The organism is Azospirillum himalayense, from assembly GCF_042657465.1.
Classification (GTDB): Bacteria; Pseudomonadota; Alphaproteobacteria; order Azospirillales; family Azospirillaceae; genus Azospirillum; species Azospirillum himalayense.
In genome coordinates this window covers 18,087-34,354 of sequence record NZ_JBHSLC010000024.1, presented here as the reverse complement: position 1 = coordinate 34,354, position 16,268 = coordinate 18,087, and the positions used below count along the sequence as shown (strand labels likewise).

17 protein-coding genes are annotated in these 16,268 nt (G+C 69.9%); 5 read left to right on the top strand and 12 right to left on the bottom strand.

What is annotated here, in order from left to right:
* From ACFPMG_RS15310 to ACFPMG_RS15255, 12 genes are all read right to left on the bottom strand, one after another.
* The coding region (locus ACFPMG_RS15310; RefSeq protein ID WP_376995956.1) for a tetratricopeptide repeat protein at positions 1-949 on the bottom strand (949 nt) is incomplete at its 3' end.
* A gap of 264 nt (positions 950-1,213) precedes the next feature.
* Positions 1,214-2,518 carry an NAD(P)/FAD-dependent oxidoreductase gene (locus tag ACFPMG_RS15305; protein ID WP_376995955.1) on the bottom strand — a complete coding sequence of 435 codons (1,305 nt, stop codon included), beginning with the start codon at positions 2,516-2,518 and terminating at the stop codon, positions 1,214-1,216.
* Positions 2,515-3,714 carry a M20 aminoacylase family protein gene (locus tag ACFPMG_RS15300; protein WP_376995954.1) on the bottom strand — a complete coding sequence of 400 codons (1,200 nt, stop codon included), beginning with the start codon at positions 3,712-3,714 and terminating at the stop codon, positions 2,515-2,517. Before ACFPMG_RS15300 ends, ACFPMG_RS15305 begins: the two co-directional genes overlap by 4 nt.
* Complete coding sequence (locus ACFPMG_RS15295; RefSeq protein WP_376995953.1) at positions 3,711-4,247, bottom strand: L-2-amino-thiazoline-4-carboxylic acid hydrolase; 537 nt, start codon at positions 4,245-4,247, stop codon at positions 3,711-3,713. The genes ACFPMG_RS15300 and ACFPMG_RS15295 overlap by 4 nt, the downstream gene beginning before the upstream one ends.
* Before the next feature lie 19 nt (positions 4,248-4,266).
* Entirely contained in the window at positions 4,267-5,004 is a 738-nt protein-coding gene (locus ACFPMG_RS15290) for an ABC transporter ATP-binding protein (protein ID WP_376995952.1), read from the bottom strand.
* Positions 4,994-5,761, bottom strand: a complete 768-nt coding sequence (locus ACFPMG_RS15285; RefSeq protein ID WP_094307113.1) for an ABC transporter ATP-binding protein — start codon at positions 5,759-5,761, stop codon at positions 4,994-4,996. The genes ACFPMG_RS15290 and ACFPMG_RS15285 overlap by 11 nt, the downstream gene beginning before the upstream one ends.
* Before the next feature lie 8 nt (positions 5,762-5,769).
* On the bottom strand, positions 5,770-6,837 hold the full coding sequence (locus tag ACFPMG_RS15280; protein ID WP_376995950.1) for a branched-chain amino acid ABC transporter permease: 1,068 nt from the start codon (positions 6,835-6,837) through the stop codon (positions 5,770-5,772).
* Positions 6,818-7,735 (bottom strand): branched-chain amino acid ABC transporter permease, encoded by a 918-nt coding sequence (locus ACFPMG_RS15275; RefSeq protein WP_059399728.1) that lies wholly within the window; start codon positions 7,733-7,735, stop codon positions 6,818-6,820. The genes ACFPMG_RS15280 and ACFPMG_RS15275 overlap by 20 nt, the downstream gene beginning before the upstream one ends.
* 128 nt (positions 7,736-7,863) lie before the next feature.
* Positions 7,864-8,988, bottom strand: a complete 1,125-nt coding sequence (locus tag ACFPMG_RS15270; RefSeq protein ID WP_376995949.1) for an ABC transporter substrate-binding protein — start codon at positions 8,986-8,988, stop codon at positions 7,864-7,866.
* A 32-nt stretch (positions 8,989-9,020) separates the two neighbouring features.
* Positions 9,021-9,518 (bottom strand): L-2-amino-thiazoline-4-carboxylic acid hydrolase, encoded by a 498-nt coding sequence (locus ACFPMG_RS15265; protein ID WP_114861325.1) that lies wholly within the window; start codon positions 9,516-9,518, stop codon positions 9,021-9,023.
* A 75-nt stretch (positions 9,519-9,593) separates the two neighbouring features.
* Positions 9,594-10,745, bottom strand: a complete 1,152-nt coding sequence (locus ACFPMG_RS15260; RefSeq protein ID WP_376995948.1) for a PLP-dependent cysteine synthase family protein — start codon at positions 10,743-10,745, stop codon at positions 9,594-9,596.
* 7 nt (positions 10,746-10,752) lie between these two features.
* Positions 10,753-11,130, bottom strand: coding sequence for a Rid family detoxifying hydrolase (locus tag ACFPMG_RS15255; protein WP_200475884.1), 378 nt, complete (start codon positions 11,128-11,130; stop codon positions 10,753-10,755).
* Between the two features lie 183 nt (positions 11,131-11,313).
* On the opposite strand from ACFPMG_RS15255, the gene ACFPMG_RS15250 reads away from it, so the two are divergent.
* The 5 genes from ACFPMG_RS15250 to ACFPMG_RS15230 all read left to right on the top strand — a co-directional run bounded on the left by ACFPMG_RS15250 (position 11,314) and on the right by ACFPMG_RS15230 (position 16,241).
* Positions 11,314-11,793 (top strand): Lrp/AsnC family transcriptional regulator, encoded by a 480-nt coding sequence (locus ACFPMG_RS15250; RefSeq protein ID WP_103040629.1) that lies wholly within the window; start codon positions 11,314-11,316, stop codon positions 11,791-11,793.
* A gap of 540 nt (positions 11,794-12,333) precedes the next feature.
* Positions 12,334-13,125, top strand: coding sequence for an IclR family transcriptional regulator (locus ACFPMG_RS15245; RefSeq protein ID WP_376995947.1), 792 nt, complete (start codon positions 12,334-12,336; stop codon positions 13,123-13,125).
* 209 nt (positions 13,126-13,334) lie between these two features.
* Positions 13,335-14,204 (top strand): IclR family transcriptional regulator, encoded by an 870-nt coding sequence (locus ACFPMG_RS15240; protein ID WP_376995946.1) that lies wholly within the window; start codon positions 13,335-13,337, stop codon positions 14,202-14,204.
* Positions 14,205-14,218: 14 nt separating this feature from the next.
* Entirely contained in the window at positions 14,219-15,217 is a 999-nt protein-coding gene (locus ACFPMG_RS15235; protein WP_376995945.1) for a bifunctional enoyl-CoA hydratase/phosphate acetyltransferase, read from the top strand.
* A 34-nt stretch (positions 15,218-15,251) separates the two neighbouring features.
* Positions 15,252-16,241, top strand: coding sequence for a Bug family tripartite tricarboxylate transporter substrate binding protein (locus ACFPMG_RS15230; protein WP_376995944.1), 990 nt, complete (start codon positions 15,252-15,254; stop codon positions 16,239-16,241).
* Positions 16,242-16,268: the final 27 nt, after the last annotated feature.

Here is a 16,268-nt window from a genome sequence, read left to right as displayed (position 1 = left end):
CGTCGCCGGGGCGCAGCCGGCCAGCGCGGTCCAGCGCCCGCCCGGCCGCCTCCAGGGCGTGCAACGCGTCGAGTGCCGCGCCGAGGGCGAGCTGCAGTTCCGCCGAGGCGGGGTCGAGCGACAGGCCGCGCCGCGCCGCCGCCAGCGCCGCACGTGTCTTCTCGGCGATCTGCTGGGCGGCGGCGAGCCGGACCAGCAGCCCGGTGTCGGCGGGTGCGGCCAGCGCGGCGCGCCGGCCCGCCGTGACCGCCGCGCCGCGCTGCCCCAGTTCGTTGCGCAGCAGACACAGGCTCGCCCAACAACCGCCCTGCGCGGGGTCCAGGGCCACCGCCGGACGCAGCGCCGCGACGGCCCGTTCCGTCTGGCCGAGCGCCTGCCGTGCCTCCGCCTCGGCCATGCGGGCGCGCAACAGCGTCGGGTCGAGCCGGGCCGCGATCCCGGCCAGCCGGGCGGCCTCCTGCAACCGTCCAAGCCCCTTCGCGGTCATCGCCGCGTCGAAGGTGGCGGACAGATTTTGCGGATCGAGGGCCAGCACCCGTTCGTAAAGCGCCGCGGCGGAGGCCAGGGCGCCGGAATCGAACGCGGTCTCGGCCAACACACGGAGCGCCGAGGCCAGCCGCTCCGCCGCTTCCGCATGATCCGGCTGCCGGCGCAGCGTGGCGAGCCAGCTCGTCGCCGCGTCCGCGGTTTGTCCGAGCGCGTCCTGAACCTTGCCACGGTTGAGGTGATAGGTCGGCGATGCCGGATCGCCGGCCACGGCGGCGTCGAGATGGGCGAGCGCCGCCGCGGCCCGCCCGGTCTGGGCGAGCAGCAGCCCCATCAGATGGCTGGCGTCGGGATGGCCGGGAACCGCCTCCAGGATCCGGCCGTAGAGGGTCTCCGCCTCCGCCACGCGCCCGGCAATGTGATGGTCGAGCGCGATGGACAGGGCTTCGGAGACGGTGGCCATGAGCCGGGGCAATCCGCGTGGGGCCGCTTCGGGATGGCGCCACAGTGGCTGGGCCACCCCGGACTGTCAACCGCCGGACGGCATCTCCCCACGGTGATCGCATGCGGCATCCCCTCTCCCGCCCCGGGAGAGGGAAGGGGCCCGCGCAGAGCGCGGGAAGGGTGAGGGTACCGCCGAGGATCAGCGCTTTGATCCTCGGACGACCCTCACCCGGCCCTTTGGGCCACCCTCTCCCGGGGCGGGAGAGGGATTTATCGCCCACCGTCAGCCCGTGCGGTCCAGACGGCGCAGATGCAGCATGTAGAGTCGGGAGAAGCGCGTCACCAGATCGTGGAACGGCAGCGGCTTCACCGGGGTGAAGGGCAAGGCCAGCTCCGGTGCGCCCGTCCCCGTGGCGTGGCGCGCCAGTTCACGGCCGACGGCGGTGCCCAGCGCCATGCCGCGGCCGTTGTAGCCGACCGCCCCGGCCACGCCGGGCGCCAGCTCGTGGAAATGGGGCCGGAAATCGGCGGTCATCGCCAGATGCCCGCTCCAACTCCGCGCGATGGCCGGATTGCCGATCTGGGGGAAGACACGGCGGATGCGCTCCCGCGTGCGCTCCCGCGCCCGCCGCTCGGCGTCGGCCGACCGCACCAGCGTGCAGCCGGAGACCAGCCGGTTGTCGGCGGTCCAGCGGAAGAAATGCAGGTCGCCGCGGGTGTCGCTGCACGCCATGTCGGAGGGCAGCACGCTGGCGCGCAGGGCGGCGGGCAGCGGCTCCGTCACCATCTGGAAGTTCAGCACCGGCACGATGGAGCGGCGCAGCCCCGGCCACAGATCGTCGGTGTAGGCGTTGGTCGCCAGCACGACGCGGTCGGCGGTCACGCAGCCCTGCGGCGTGGTCAGCCGCCAAGCGGTTCCGACGCGGTCTATGGCGGCGACCGGCGTGTCACTGTGGATCGCGACGCCCAGCCCAAGGGCGGCCCGCGCCATCTCGCGAGCCAGCGACAGCGGGTTCACATGCCCGCCGGTCGGCGCGACCATGGCGCCGTGCCAGAAGCGCGTGCCGAGCGCCCGTTCCGTCTGCGCCGCGTCGAGCAGCGCGACCTCGGCCCCCAGCGCCCGCCATTGCGCGACGCGCTGCTCGGCGGCCTTCATGCGGCCCGGCCGGTGGGCCGGCTGGATCCAGCCCTTCTGCACGCCGTCGCAGCGCATCTGGTAGCGCTCGATCAGGTCGAAGACCAGCGCCGCCGAGCCGCCGACCATGCGGGCCAGCGCCGATCCCTTCGCCTCGCCGTAGGCCGCCGTCAGGTTGGCGGGGTCGAGGCGCGACAGCGTCGGGATGATCTGGCCGTTGTTGCGGCCCGACCCGCCGAAGCCCGGCTCGCGCGCCTCCAGCACCGCCACGCGCACGCCCTGCTCGGCCAGATGGATCGCCGTGGACAGGCCGGTGACGCCCGCCCCGACCACCGCCACGTCCACCCGGACCGCCCCGTCCAGCGGACCGGTCTCCGGACCGGCGACGGCGCTCGCCGCCCAGTGGGAGTCTGGAAGCGGCGCGTCCAGCAACGGTTTGAGAAGCGCGCTCATCGCGTCCCCTCCTCCACCAGCAGCGTCTTGGCCAGCGCCACCCAATAGCTGGCGCCGATGGCCAGGTTGGCGTCGTTGAAGTCGTAGCCGGGGTTGTGCAGCAGGCAGCCGCCGTCCGTCGGCCCGTTGCCCAGCCAGACGTAGCAGCCCGGCCGTTCCTTCAGCATGAAGGCGAAATCCTCCGCCCCCATGGAGGGCATCGGGTCGTGGTCGATGTTCTCCTCCCCGACCAGCATCGCGGCGACGCGGGCGCACAGCGCGGTCTCGGCGGCGCTGTTGACCGTCGCCGGGTAGCGCCGCTCGTAACGCACGCTGGCGGTGCAGCCGAAGGCGGCGGCGGTGTGCTCGGCCAGCGCGCGCAGCCGCGCCTCGACCACGTCCTGCACCCCCTCCTTGAAGGCGCGGACGGTGCCGCGCAGCGTCACCTCCGCCGGGATGACGTTCCAGGTGTCGCCGCCAGTGATCCAGGTGGTGGAGACCACGGCGCTGTCCAGCGGGTGCAGGCTGCGCCCCGGAATGGTTTGCAGGGTGGTCAGCAGATGGCCGGCGGCGGTCATCGGATCGTGGCCGAGATGCGGCATGGCGGCGTGGCTGCCCTTGCCGTGGACCGTCACCTCGAAGATATCGTAGCTGCCCATCATCGGCCCCGGCCGCAGCGCGATCTGCCCGAGCGGCAGGCCCGGCCAGTTGTGCATGCCGTAGACGCCCTCCACCGGAAACCGCTCGAACAGCCCCTCGGCGACCATCTCGCGGGCACCGCCCTCGTTCTCCTCGGCCGGCTGGAAGATGACGTGCAGCGTCCCGGCGAAGTCGGGATCGTCGGCCAGGACCTTGGCGGCTCCCAGCAGCATCGTGGTGTGGCCGTCGTGGCCGCAGGCGTGCATCCGGCCCGGATTGACCGAGCGATGGGCGAAGTCGTTGGTCTCGTGGATGTGCAGCGCGTCCATGTCGGCGCGCAGCGCGATGGCCCGGCCGCCGGGGCGGCGGCCCTTCAGCGTGCCGACCACGCCGGTGCGCCCCAGCCCCGTCGCCACCTCCAGCCCGAAGGCGCGCAGCTTGTCCGCGACGAAGGCGGCGGTCTCGTGCTCCTCGAAGGCGGTTTCGGGATGGGCGTGCAGATGGTGCCGCCACTGCCGCATCTCGGGGGCCAGGGCCTCGGCGGCGGGGTGCAGGCGGACGTTCGCGGGGATGGTCATTCCGGGGACTCCTGGGGTCCGCCCGCCGGCAGGCTGTAGCGGAAGTCGCAGTGGCTGGCGCCCTGCATGATGGTCTGGGTGCGGGTGAATCGGACGTCGGGCCGGTAGCCGCACATGAACTCGCCGTCCCGGTTGCAGGACAGGATGTCGCCGATCTCCTCCACGCCCATGGCGCGGTAGCTTTCGGCGTAGCGGCAGCGGGTGACGTTGAAGCCCAGCCGGTCGGGCGCGCTCTCGATCACCTCCAGCCGCAGGGCGTCCCCGGCGGTCCACAGGGCCAGCCGCTCGTGGAAGGTGGCGAGATCGGCGGTGCCGCGGGTGGCGCGGTCCTCCGCGGCCATGGCGGCGCCGGCCTCGCGGGCCATCACCTCGATGGCGCGGGCGAGCACGGCGCGCGCCCGCTCCCGCCCGATCTCGGGCAGGAGCTGGTCGTAGAGCGCCTTGGCGAAGGCCGCCTCGATGCGCCGCCGCTCCAGGATGGGCAGGGGAGCAGAAGCGGGGGCGGTGGCAGAGGTGTCGTTTCCGGTGGTCATCGCTGCGATCCTTTCTCGGTCAGCCGCCCAGATAGGCCGCCCGCACGCGCGGGTCGGCGGCCAGATCGGCGGCGCTGCCCGAGAGTGTCACCCTTCCCGCCTCCATGACATAGGCGTGATCGGCGACGCGCAGCGCGGCGCGGGCGTTCTGCTCCACCAGCAGGATCGAGGTGCCCTCGCCGCGGATCTGGACCAGCAGGTCGAAGATCTGCTTCACCACCATCGGCGCGAGGCCGAGCGACGGCTCGTCGAGCAGCAGCAGGCGCGGCTTCGACATCAGGGCGCGGGCGATGCACAGCATCTGCTGCTCGCCGCCCGACAGCGACCCCGCCTTCTGGGTCAGCCGCTCGCGCAGGCGGGGGAACAGCTCCAGCATCCGCTCCATGCGGGCGGCGCGGTCGTGGCGCAGCGTCCGCCCGCCGAGCAGCAGATTCTCCCGCACCGTCATGGTGCCGAAGATCTGCCGCCCCTCCGGCGCCTGGGCGAGGCCGCGGCGCACCACCTCGTGGCTGGGGCTGTCGGTCATGTCCTCGCCGTTGAAGACGGTGGCGCCGCCCGTGGTGCGGTAGATGCCCGACAGGGCGCGCATCAGCGTGGTCTTGCCGACGCCGTTGGCGCCCAGCACGGCGACGATGGCCCCCTCCGCCACGTCGAGCGAGACGCCGCGCAGGATCTCCTGCGGCCCCATGCGCACCGTCAGGTCGCGGACCTCCAGGATGCGGCGGGTGGCGACGGCGTGTGCGGCGTCAAGCGGCATCGTCTTCCACTCCCAGATAGGCTTCGAGAACGGCGGGGTCGCGCTGCACCGCCTCCGGCGTGCCGTCGGCGATCTTGCGGCCGGACGCCAGGACGATGACGCGGCTGCAGCTTCCCATCACCAGCCCCATGTCGTGCTCGACCAGCAGAACGGTGACGCCGCCGGCGTGCAGGCGGCGGATGAAGTCGGCCAGCTCCGCCGTCTCGGTGTCGTTGAGGCCGGCCGCCGGCTCGTCGAGGATCAGCAGGCGGGGCGCGGTCGCCAGGGCGCGGGCGATCTCCAGATACTTGCGCTTGCCGTAGGACAGGTTGGCGGCGATGTCCCCGGCCTGGGCGGTCAGGCCGACGCGCTCCAGAGCCTCCCAGCTCCGCTCGCTGACCGCGCGGCTGTGGGCGCCGCCGTTGACCAGCGCCCGCCAGGGCGACTGGCCGAAGGCGCCGACCGCCCCGACCGACACGTTGTCGAACACCGTCATGTTGGGGAAGACGCGCAGGTTCTGGAAGGTGCGGCCCATGCCCATGCGGGCGATCTGCCAGGGCTTGCGCCCCGTGACGTCCTGCCCGTCGAAGGTCACCGTGCCGTCCGACGGCGGGGTGAAGCCGGTGATCAGGTTGAACAGGGTTGTCTTGCCGGCGCCGTTGGGGCCGATCAGCCCGACCAGCTCGCCCTTGGCGATGGTGGCGCTGACGTCGCTGACCGCCAGCAGGCCGCCGAAGCGCCGGGTCAGCCCCTGGATGGAGAGAAGCGTGTTGCTCATGATCCGCCTCACTTCCAGCCGACGGGCGTGCCGCCGGCGATGGTGGCCCAGCCGCGGGAGAAGGAGCGGCGGACGAAGCCCAGCGCGGTGCCTTCGGCCAGCATGCCCTTGGGCAGCAGCAGGATGGACAGGAACATGGTCGCCCCGACGGCGATCATGCGGTAATCGCCGATGTCGCGCAGCGCCTCCGGCAGGACGATCATGAACAGGGCGCCGACGACCGCGCCGGGAAGGCTGCCCAGCCCGCCGACCACCACCATCGCCAGGATCAGGATCGATTCCATGAAACGGAAGTTGTCCGGCGCGATGTAGGCGGAGGTGTGGGCGAGCAGCGCCCCGGCGATGCCGGCGAAGAAGGTGGCGACGACGAAGGACTCGATCTTCAGCCGCTCCACGTTGATGCCCATGCTGTCGGCGCACTGGTCGTCCTCGCGCAGAGCCCGCAGCGCGTTGCCGTAGTAGGAGTGGGTCAGCCGGTGCAGCACCCAGACGCAGGCGACGGCGATGACCGCGACCGCCAGATAGCGGCTGAGCAGCGTGTCGGCCTGCCAGCCGAACAGCGAGATCGGCGGGATGCCGCGGATGCCCATCGGGCCGCGGGTCACGTCCACCCAGTTCAGCAGGACCACGTAGATCATCTCGCCGATGCCCAGCGTGGCGACGGCGAAGTAGATGCTGACCAGCCGCATGGTCGGCAGCGCCACCAGGAAGCCGAACAGCGCGGCGATCAGCCCCGCCGCCGGCAGCGTGACGATGAAGGGCAGGCCGGCCTTCGTGGACAGAAGCGCCGCCGCGTAGGCGCCGATGCCGTAGAAGGCGGCGTGGCCGATCGACAGCAGCCCGGCGGTGCCCGTCACGTGGTTCAGGCTGGCCGACAGGATCACGAAGATCATCGTCGTGATGGCGATCTGGGCGAGGTAGCTGGACCCGGTGCCGACGATCGCGGCGGGCACGGCGCCGAAGGCGACCGCCAGCAGGAGGAGGGTCCAGGCGAACCGCCGGCCTCGCCCGGAAAACGCGGCGGGCGGCGCGAGGGTGGCCGGCATCAGCCGGGCGTCAGGCACGTTCACGTCCATGTCCGAACAATCCTTGCGGGAAGAAGACCAGCGTGATGACCAGAAGGCTGTAGGTGATCAGGTCCTTCCAGCCGCTCGACAGGAACTCGGTCGCGATGCTCTCCGACACGCCGAGCAGCAGGGCGCAGGCGACCGCCCCCGGAATGCTCGACAGGCCGCCCATCACCATGGCGACGAAGGCCTTGACGCCCGGCGCGAAGCCCATGTGCGGCGAGATGGCGCCGTCGTAGAGGCCGACCAGGATTCCCGCCGTGGCGCCCAGCATCGAACCGACCGCGAAAGTGGTGACGATGGTGCGGTCGGTGTTGATGCCGACGTAGCGGGCGCCGAGCTGGTTGTTGGACACCGCACGGATGCCGAGGCCGGTCTGGGTGCGGTAGAGCAGGAACTGCAGCGCGCCCAGCATGACGGCGGAGGTGGCGAAGATGACCAGGCTGCCGCTGGCCACCATGACCGGCCCGATGGCGACCGGCTGCTGCAGCAGGTAGCCGGACGGGATGCCCTGCATGTCGCCGCCGAAGATGTGCATCATGATCTCGCGCGTCACGATCGACACGGCGAGCGAGGAGAGCAGCGTCGCCTCGCGCATGGCGCGGGACTTCTGGCTGGCCTCGTCGGTGAAGCGGCGGAAGGGGCGGAAGGCGATGCGCTCCAGCCCGACGCCGGACACCGCACCCACCGCCAGAACCAGCGGCACCACCGCCAGCAGCGGCGGGGCCATCGCGGTGATGACCATCAGCCCGACGAAGGCGCCGATGGTGTAGACCTCGCCGTGGGCGAAGTTGACGACGTTCAGGACGCCGAAGATCAGCGTGAAGCCGATCGCCATCAGGGCGTAGACGCACCCGATGGACAGGCCGTTGATGACCTGCTGAAGGAAGAAGACATCGAAGACCATGGCGTGCTCCAGGCTTCGGGGAGCGCGCCCGCCGGTCCCGGCGGAGCGCGCACCACGGCGTGTGTCCCGAAAGGAGGATCGTGTGGAAAGCCCTGGGGCGTCCCTGGGGCGACCTTAGACGGTACCGGTCAGGGGCCGGTCACGACCTGGAAGCGGCCGTCCTTCACCATCATCTTGGCCAGCGCCTTCGCCGGTTCGCGGGTGACGGGGTCGAAGCTGGTGGCGCCGGTCACGCCGGGATAGCCGGTGGTGGCGGCCAGCGCGTCGCGCAGGCTCTCGCGGGTCACCGACGGGCCGGCCTTGGCGACGGCGTCCAGCATGATGCCGACCGCGTCGTAGGCCTGGGCGGCGAACATGCCGGGCTCCGACTTGAAGCGCGCGGCGTATTCCTTCACGAAGGTCTGCACCGCCGGATCGGGGTTGTCGGGCGTGAAGGTGGTGGCGAGGTGCAGCCCCTCCACCGAGTCACGCCCCAGCTCGATCAGCTTGGGCGAGTAGAGGGAGCTGGTGCCGTAGAGCGGGATCTTGATGCCGAGCTGCTCGCGCTGCTGGGCGAAGGCGGCCCCCTCCTCGTAGAACATCGCGAGGTAGATCACGTCGGGCTTCTGTCGGGCGACCTTGGTCAGGATGGAGCGGAAATCACGGTTGCCGGGGTTGAACGCCTCGGTGGCGGTGATCTTGCCGCCCTTGGCCTTGAAGCCGCTGACGAAGCCGTCGAGCGCCGAGATGCCCCAGTCGTTCTGGATGTAGATCACCGCCGCCGTCTTCTTGCCCGCCGCGATGATCCAATCGGCGTTGTACGGGCCTTCGAAGGCCTGGGTGGTGATGTTGCGGAACTGCCAGGGGCTGAGTTTGGTGAAATCGGGGTGCGAGGCGGTCTGCGAGAGCTGCGGCATCTTCTCCGCCGCGTAGATCTCGCCCGCCGCCATCGACACGGTGGAGGAGAAGTCGCCGATCACCCCGACGATCTTGGAATTGTCGAGGAACTTGTGCGCGATGTTGCGCGCCTCCTTGGGATCGTCCTTGCTGTCCTCGAAGGTGATGGCGACCTTGGCGCCGGCCAGCTTGCCCGAGGCGTTGAACTCCTCCAGCTTGATCTGGGCGGCGTTGCGGAACATCTCGCCATACTGGCTGCGGTCGCCGCTGAGCGGCGCCTGATAGCCGATGACGATCTCGCGGTCGGCGGCCTGGACCGCGGTGCCGGTGACCAGCATGGCGCCCAGAACGGCGCCGAAAACAGCATGCTTTTTCATGGTTCGGTTCCCCTGTCGGCGAGGCTGGACGGTCAGTTCGCGGCGGCGGGCGCGGCGGCGCCCGGCGTGATCGTCAGGTGGCAGCAGGTGCTGCGGCCCGGCTTCCAGGTGTCGACCTCGATCTCGAAGCCGGCGGTCTCGAAGGTGCCCTTGTCGACCGCGCCGGCGAGTTCGCAGAGCGTCTCCACCGTCTCAGCCGGCAGGTTGGCCTCCAGCCAAGCTTCCTTCAGCGGACAGGTGTGGAAGCGGATCTCCAGCACCTCGTCGGTACAGCGCACGACTTCGGGACCGAACTGGGCCTCGGCGTCGGGGATGAACTTCAGGAAGGAGTCGCGCAGGCCGGCCAGATCGGCCGGGGCGTGGGGCGCGAAATTGTGGGCGATGGCCGCACCCCGGCGATAGATGGTGCGCGCCATGATCTCCCGGGCCTTCTCCTCGCCGATCTCCTTGCGCATCTCGTCGAAGGCCGCTTCATAGACCATCGCGCGGCTCTTCATCGCGTTGCGCAGAAGTGTGCGAAACTCGTCCATCGGTGAATGCTCCTGTTCTCTGCCAATTGTCTTGCGGTGGCGATTTTTGTTTTTTGAAAGCGCTTGTTCTTTGCGTCAGAGGGACGGGCCGCCCTGAAGGAAGGCCTCGATCCGCGCCTCGTCGGCGGCGGTGTCGAAACCGGCCCGCCCCATCCAGGCGTCGTCGTGGTAGGTGTTGCGGTAGCGCTCGCCGGAATCGCAGATCAGCGTCACCAGCGAGCCGGCCCGCCCGGCGTCGCGCATCCGTCCGGCGATCCAGCACAGCCCGAAGAAGTTGGTCCCGGTGGACCCGCCGACCATCCGGCCCAGCCGCCGCGACAGCACCCGCATCGCCGCCAGCGACGCCACGTCGGGCACCTTGATCATCTGGTCTACGACCTCGGGGATGAAGGACGGCTCGACGCGCGGCCGCCCGATGCCCTCGATGCGCGACCCGCGCTCGCAGGTCAGCGCGGCGTCGCGGTTGACGAAGCTCTCGTAGAAGACCGAATGCTCGGCGTCGGGAACGCACAGCCGGGTCGGCAGATGGCGGTAGCGGATGTGGCGCCCGATGGTGGCAGCGGTGCCGCCGGTGCCGGCGCTCATCACGATCCAGTCCGGCACCGGATGGCGCTCGCTGCGCATCTGCCCGAAGATCGACTGGGCGATGTTGTCGGTGCGCCAGTCGGTGGCGCGCTCGGCGTAGGTGAACTGGTCGAGATAGACGCCGCCCAGCCGCACCGCCAGCGCCGCCGCCTCGGCGTAGATCGCCTTGGAGGAGTCGACGAAGTGGCAGCGCCCGCCGTGCAGCTCGATGGCGGCGACCTTCTCGTCCGAGGTGCCGCGCGGCATCACCGCGTGGAAGGGCAGGCCGAGCAGCCGGGCGAAATAGGCTTCCGACACCGCGGTGGACCCCGACGACGCCTCGATCACCGGCGTGCCCTCGCCGATCCGCCCGTTGCAGATGGCGAACAGCAGCAGCGACCGCGCGACGCGATGCTTCAGGCTGCCGGTGGGATGGGTCGATTCGTCCTTCAGATAGACGTCGATCCCGGCCAACTCCGGAACGTCGAGCTTCAGCAACGGCGTGTCGGGCGACCGCGCCGCCTCGGTCTCCAGCAGCTCGATCGCGCGCCGGGTCCAGTCGCGGCAGGCAACCTCGGGCAGCGGGGTGTAATCGAGGCGGAACGGCTGACGGATCGAACCGGCGCCGGGAGGAAACGGCACGGTCTGCGCGGAAGCGGTCATGTCACCCTCAAAGCGCGATGACGGCGTCGATCTCGACCGACGCGCCGAGCGGCAGCGCGGACACCTCGACGGTCGAGCGGGCGGGGAACGGCGCCTGGAAGAAGCCCGCATAGACCTCGTTCACCGCCTTGAACTGGGTGAGGTCGGTCACGTAGACGGTCATCTTCACCGCCTTCGCCAGGCTGGTTCCGGCGGCCTCGGCGATCGCCGCGATGTTGGTCAGGCTGCGCGCCGCCTGGGTCGGCGCGTCCGGGCCGGCGAAGGCCCCGGTGGCCGGGTCGATCGGCAGCTGGCCGGAGACGAACAGCAGCCCCCCGGCGACGCGGGCCTGGGCGTAGGGGCCGATGGCGGCCGGGGCTTTGTCCGTGGCGATGGTGTCGCTCATCTTCCTGATCTTTCCTGGTTTAGCCCTGTGGTGGCGGCCGTCGCCTGCTCAAAGGCCGGGCGGTGTGCCCGTGATGGCGGCATGCGGGTGCATGCAAAATCCTCAAAACGAAAAAGCTTTTCTCCTGGCGGGCCAAACGAGCAAAATCATCCGTCCCAACCGCGAAGGCCCTGAGCAACCCCGATGACCATCGACGCCACCGACCGGAAGATCCTGGCCGCCCTCCAGGCCGACGCGACCCTGTCGCTCGCCGACCTCGGCAAGCAGGTCGGCCTGTCCGCCACCCCCTGCTGGCGCCGTGTGCAACGCCTTGAACAGGAAGGTTATGTCCGCCGCCGCGTGGCGTTGCTGGACCGGGCCAAGCTGAACGTCGACGTGACCGTCTTCGTGGCCGTCCGAACCAGCAAACATTCGGCGGAATGGCTGGAGGAGTTCCGCCGCGTGGTGGCCGACATACCGGAGGTTGTCGATCTCTACCGCCTGAGCGGCGAAATCGACTATCTGCTGCGGGTGGTCATTCCGGACATCAAGGCCTATGATGCCTTCTACCGAAAGCTCATCGAGCGCATCGAACTTCAGGATGTCTCGTCAATGTTCGCCATGGAGGAAATGAAGTCGACAACGGAAGTCCCTCTTTCTTACGTAAAAACCCAGACCAGCTAGGATTTTACTTGTTGGTTTTCTTTTTAGACTCTCGCTTCGGCAATTTTCGCGAAGCACCTGTAGTGATTGTCAATATCGCATGGTTCGTATGAGAATTTTTTACTTTTTTGGCTGTGGCTACGCCATAGCGTAGAAAATTTTTCTATGTATTATACGTTTCACACAAATTTCTTTCTGAGATTAGCAGTGATCCGGTTGGGTCGGGTGTTTGTAAGCTCCGTCACGGCCTGCCCTTCCACACAGTGATCGCGTTTGGCATCAAATCCCTCTCCCGTCCCGGGAGAGGGTGCCCGCGCAGCGGGCGGGTGAGGGTGGAACCGAGGATCGAGGCGCCGATTCTCGGCAGTACCCTCACCCTTCCCACGCTACGCGCGGGCCCCTTCCCTCTCCCGGGACGGGAGAGGGGACATCACGTGCGATTGTCTCGCCCCCTCCGAGACCGCGCTCAGCACCCGTTGCCTATTGCCTGCGCAAAGCGGCCGGTCTATATGCGTCACGTCTCACTCAATGAGACGCTGAAACCGCCAGGGCAGGCGAACCTTGAAAACACGCAGCACGCAGATTCCTGACGACCCGGCCAAGCCGAAGGCCGCCGCCACCGACCGGACCTTCGCGATCCTGGAGCTGGTCGCGTCGGCTTCCGGTCCGCTGGCGGTGAAGACCATCGGGGCGACGCTCGGCCTGCCCAAGCCGACCGCCCACCGCCTCGTCAACGGCCTGATCGACAAGGGGCTTCTGGCGCGGGACCTGGAAACGCGCGACGTCATCATCGGTGTCGAGGCGGCGCGGCTGGCGGTCGGCATCCTGCGGGCCTCGCTGTCCCGCGCGCCGGTCCGCTCCGTGCTGCGCGCGGTCAGCGCCGAGTTGGGGGAAACCTGCAACGTCGGCGTGCTCGACGGCGGCGACGTCGTCTATCTCGACCGCGTGGAGGTCGAGCACTGGCCCCTGCGCCTCCAGTTCGGCGTGGGATCGCGCGTGCCGATGCACTGCACGGCCATGGGCAAGCTGTTCCTCGCCACCCTGCCGGACGGCATGCGGAGCCGCTTGCTCGCCTCCGGCCCCTTCTCCGCGCAGACCGCCCACACCTTCACCGATCCGGACGCGCTGGCCGCCGAGCTGGAGCGCATCGCCGCGCGCGGCTACTCGCTCGACGACGAGGAGTATGTGGTGGGCGTGTTCTGCGTGGCCGTGCCGATCCTGTCCTCCATGGGCCGGACGGTGGCGGCCATCGCCGTGCAGGCGCCGAAGGTCCGGCTGTCGCACGACCGCGTCGAACAGGTCCTGCCCATCCTCCGCCGCGGCGCCGAGGCCCTGTCCGCGCAGTTCGGATAGTCTTCCTACCCCCATCGCTCTTCAAAACCGGACGTTTCATTGCCCAAGCCGCGGGATGCCGGCGGGGCATGCCCCCGCATGCACGGATAATTGGGTACACGAACTTTTTGGGCTTGCGTGACCCAGGGTCCTGTGAGTTAATGATACAAATTGTATCGCTGAATGAGACCAAGAGGCCGAGCGATACGCTTCCAGTCACGGGAGGAACGATGACGCGGAAGATCGCCGTGGGCTCCGGTCCGTTGCGGGAGCCCCCCGAGCCAACCATTGACGATGCCGCCGACACCGGATCGGCCGACCGCCGGCCGGCCGCTGACCGCGTCCTGGCGTTGCTGGACGCGGTGGCCGGGGCGGGGCAGCCGATGGCCGTCAAGGACATCGCCGAGAAGCTGGCCCTGCCGAAGCCGACCGCTCACCGGCTGATCGCCATGCTGGAGGAGCGCGGCTTCCTTGCCCGCCCGATCGACGGCCGGCTGGTGACCGTCGGCCCGAAGCTGCGCACTCTGGCGCTCAACACGCTGCGCAGCTCCCTGGCCCAAGCGCCGTCGCACGCCCGGCTCCGGGCGCTCAGCCTTGAGCTGGGGGAGACCTGCAACATCGGCGTGCTGGAGGGCGGCGACGTCGTCTATCTCGACCGCGTCGAGGTGGAAGGCTGGCCCCTGCGCCTGGAATTCGGCGTCGGCTCGCGGGTGCCGCTGCACTGCACGGCAATGGGCAAGCTGTTCCTCGCCTTCCTGCCGGAGCTGCCGCGGCGGCGCCTGCTGGATTGCCTGCCGCTGCCACGGATGGCGGCGGCGACGCTGTGCGACCCGGCGCTGTTCCGCGCGGAACTGGACAGCATCGCCACCTGCGGCCACTCCTTCGACGACGAGGAATACATGCCGGGCGTCTTCTGCGCGGCGGTGCCGATCCGCGACGGCGCGGGACGGATGGTCGCCGCCCTGGCGGTGCAGGCGCCGAAAGTCCGGCTGTCGCGGGAATCGGTGACCGACCGGCTGCCGGTCCTGCACCGCGCCGCGAGCGACATGGCCCACGCGCTGGGCATCGACGCCCCGGCCGAGCCGGCCCTCTCACCTTAAGGATGACGGACGCCATGGCAAGGACGCTTGAGACGACCGCCGCCGGATGCCCGGCCCGGCTGATGGCGCGCAGCGCCTCCCTGGAGCCGGTTCCCACGGCGGTGGTCGCCGCGGGATCGCCGGTCGCGCTGGAAAGCGCGCGGCGCGCCGCCGCCCTCGGCCTCATCGAGCCGGTGCTGGTCGGCGATCCCGCGGCCATCGCCGACAGCGCCCGCCGGATCGGCTGGACACTCCACGGCGCCTGCGTGGTTCCGGCCAGGGACGACGCGGCGGCGGCGCGGATCGCGGTGGCGCTCGCCCGCTCCGGCGATGTCGGCGCGTTGATGAAGGGGCACATCCACACCGACACGCTGATGCTCGCGGCCCTCGACCCGAAGAACGGGCTGCGCACCGGGCGCCGCTTCACCCACGCCTTCCACATGACGCTGCCGGGGTCGGGGCGCGAACTGGTCATCACCGACGCGGCGATCAACGTGGCGCCGTCGCTGAACACCCGGCTGGACATCATCCGCAACGCCGTGGAGCTGTGGCGGCTGGTCGGCGGCAGCGATCCGCGCGTGGCGCTGCTGTCCTGCACCGAGGAGGTGACCGAACGGGTGCCCTCCAGCATGGACGCCGACCGGCTGACCCGCCTGTGCCAGCAGGAGGTGCCGGGCGCGACGGTGTTCGGGCCGCTGGCCCTCGACCTCGCGGTGTCCGCCGAGGCGGCGCGGATCAAAAACCTGTCCCACCCCTGCGCCGGGGCCGCCGACATCCTGGTGGTGCCGAACATCGAGACCGGCAACGCCCTGTTCAAGGCGCTGGTGCACTTCCTGGACGCGGTCGCCGCGGGCATCGTGCTGGGTGCTGCGGTGCCGATCGTCCTCACCTCGCGCGCCGACCCGCCGGCGGCCCGCATCGCCGCCGCCGCCATCGCCCAGATCGTCGCCGGGCGCCGCCGCTCCGCCACGCCGGGCGCGCCTTATGCCACCACCGCAGCCAAGGGAGGCGCCGCACCCGGCCTGCACGCCTGACGGTCAAAAAAACAAACCCTGGGAGGGAATGCAAATGCTCCGCAACGCCTTGACGCTCACCGCGGCGGTGGCCGCGCTGCTGACACCCGTCCTGTCATCCGACCCCGCGCGCGCCGACGACTACCCGTCGCGCCCCATCGAGGTCATCGCGACCTTCGGGGCCGGCGGTGGCGCCGACCTGATGGCGCGCCAGTTCGCCCGCCTCGCCGAACCCCATCTCCGCGTCGCCATGCCCGTCGTCAACGTGTCCGGGGCGTCGGGCAACGCCGGCCTGACGCGGGTCCTGACCAACCCGGCCGACGGCTACACGGTCGGCACGCTGATCGCCCTGTCCGTCTCCTCCTGGGCGTCGGGCCTGGGCACGGCGAAACCGGACAACTTCGTCTATGTGGCGATGATGCAGAACTCGCCGTCGATGCTCTACGTCTCGAAGAACAGCCCCTTCAAGACCTACGAGGACTTCGCCGCCCACGCCAAGGCCAACCCCGGCAAGCTGCGCGTCGCCACCTCCGGCTACGGCACGCAGGACGACATCACACTGAAGTATCTGGGAAGCCAGGGCGTGCCGGTGACCAACGTCCCCTTCGCCCGCCCGTCGGAACGCTACGCCTCCCCCATCGGCGGCCACACCGACGCGATCTACGAGGAGCCGGGCGACGTCGCGCAGTTCCTGAAGTCCGGCGACCTGCGCCCGATCGTCGTGTTCGACAAGCAGCGCCACCCCTCCTTCCCCGACGTTCCCGCCTCGGCGGAGCTGGGTCTGGACATCGGCGACCTGCCGAACTTCCGCACGCTGGCCGTGCCCGCCAGCACGCCGCCGGAGCGCGTGCAGAAACTGCACGAGGCCGCCGCCAAGGTGCTGGCGAGCCCGGAATGGAAGACCTTCTGCGCCGACACCTTCACCTGCGTCGACACGCTGGTGACGCCGGACCAGGCCAAGGAGGAGGTCAAGGCCTTTTATGAAACCGTGAAGGGCTATCTGGACCGCTTCGCGACCAAGACCGTCGGCCAGACACCGGGCTGAGTCCGGTTCCAAATCCACCCCACCCGT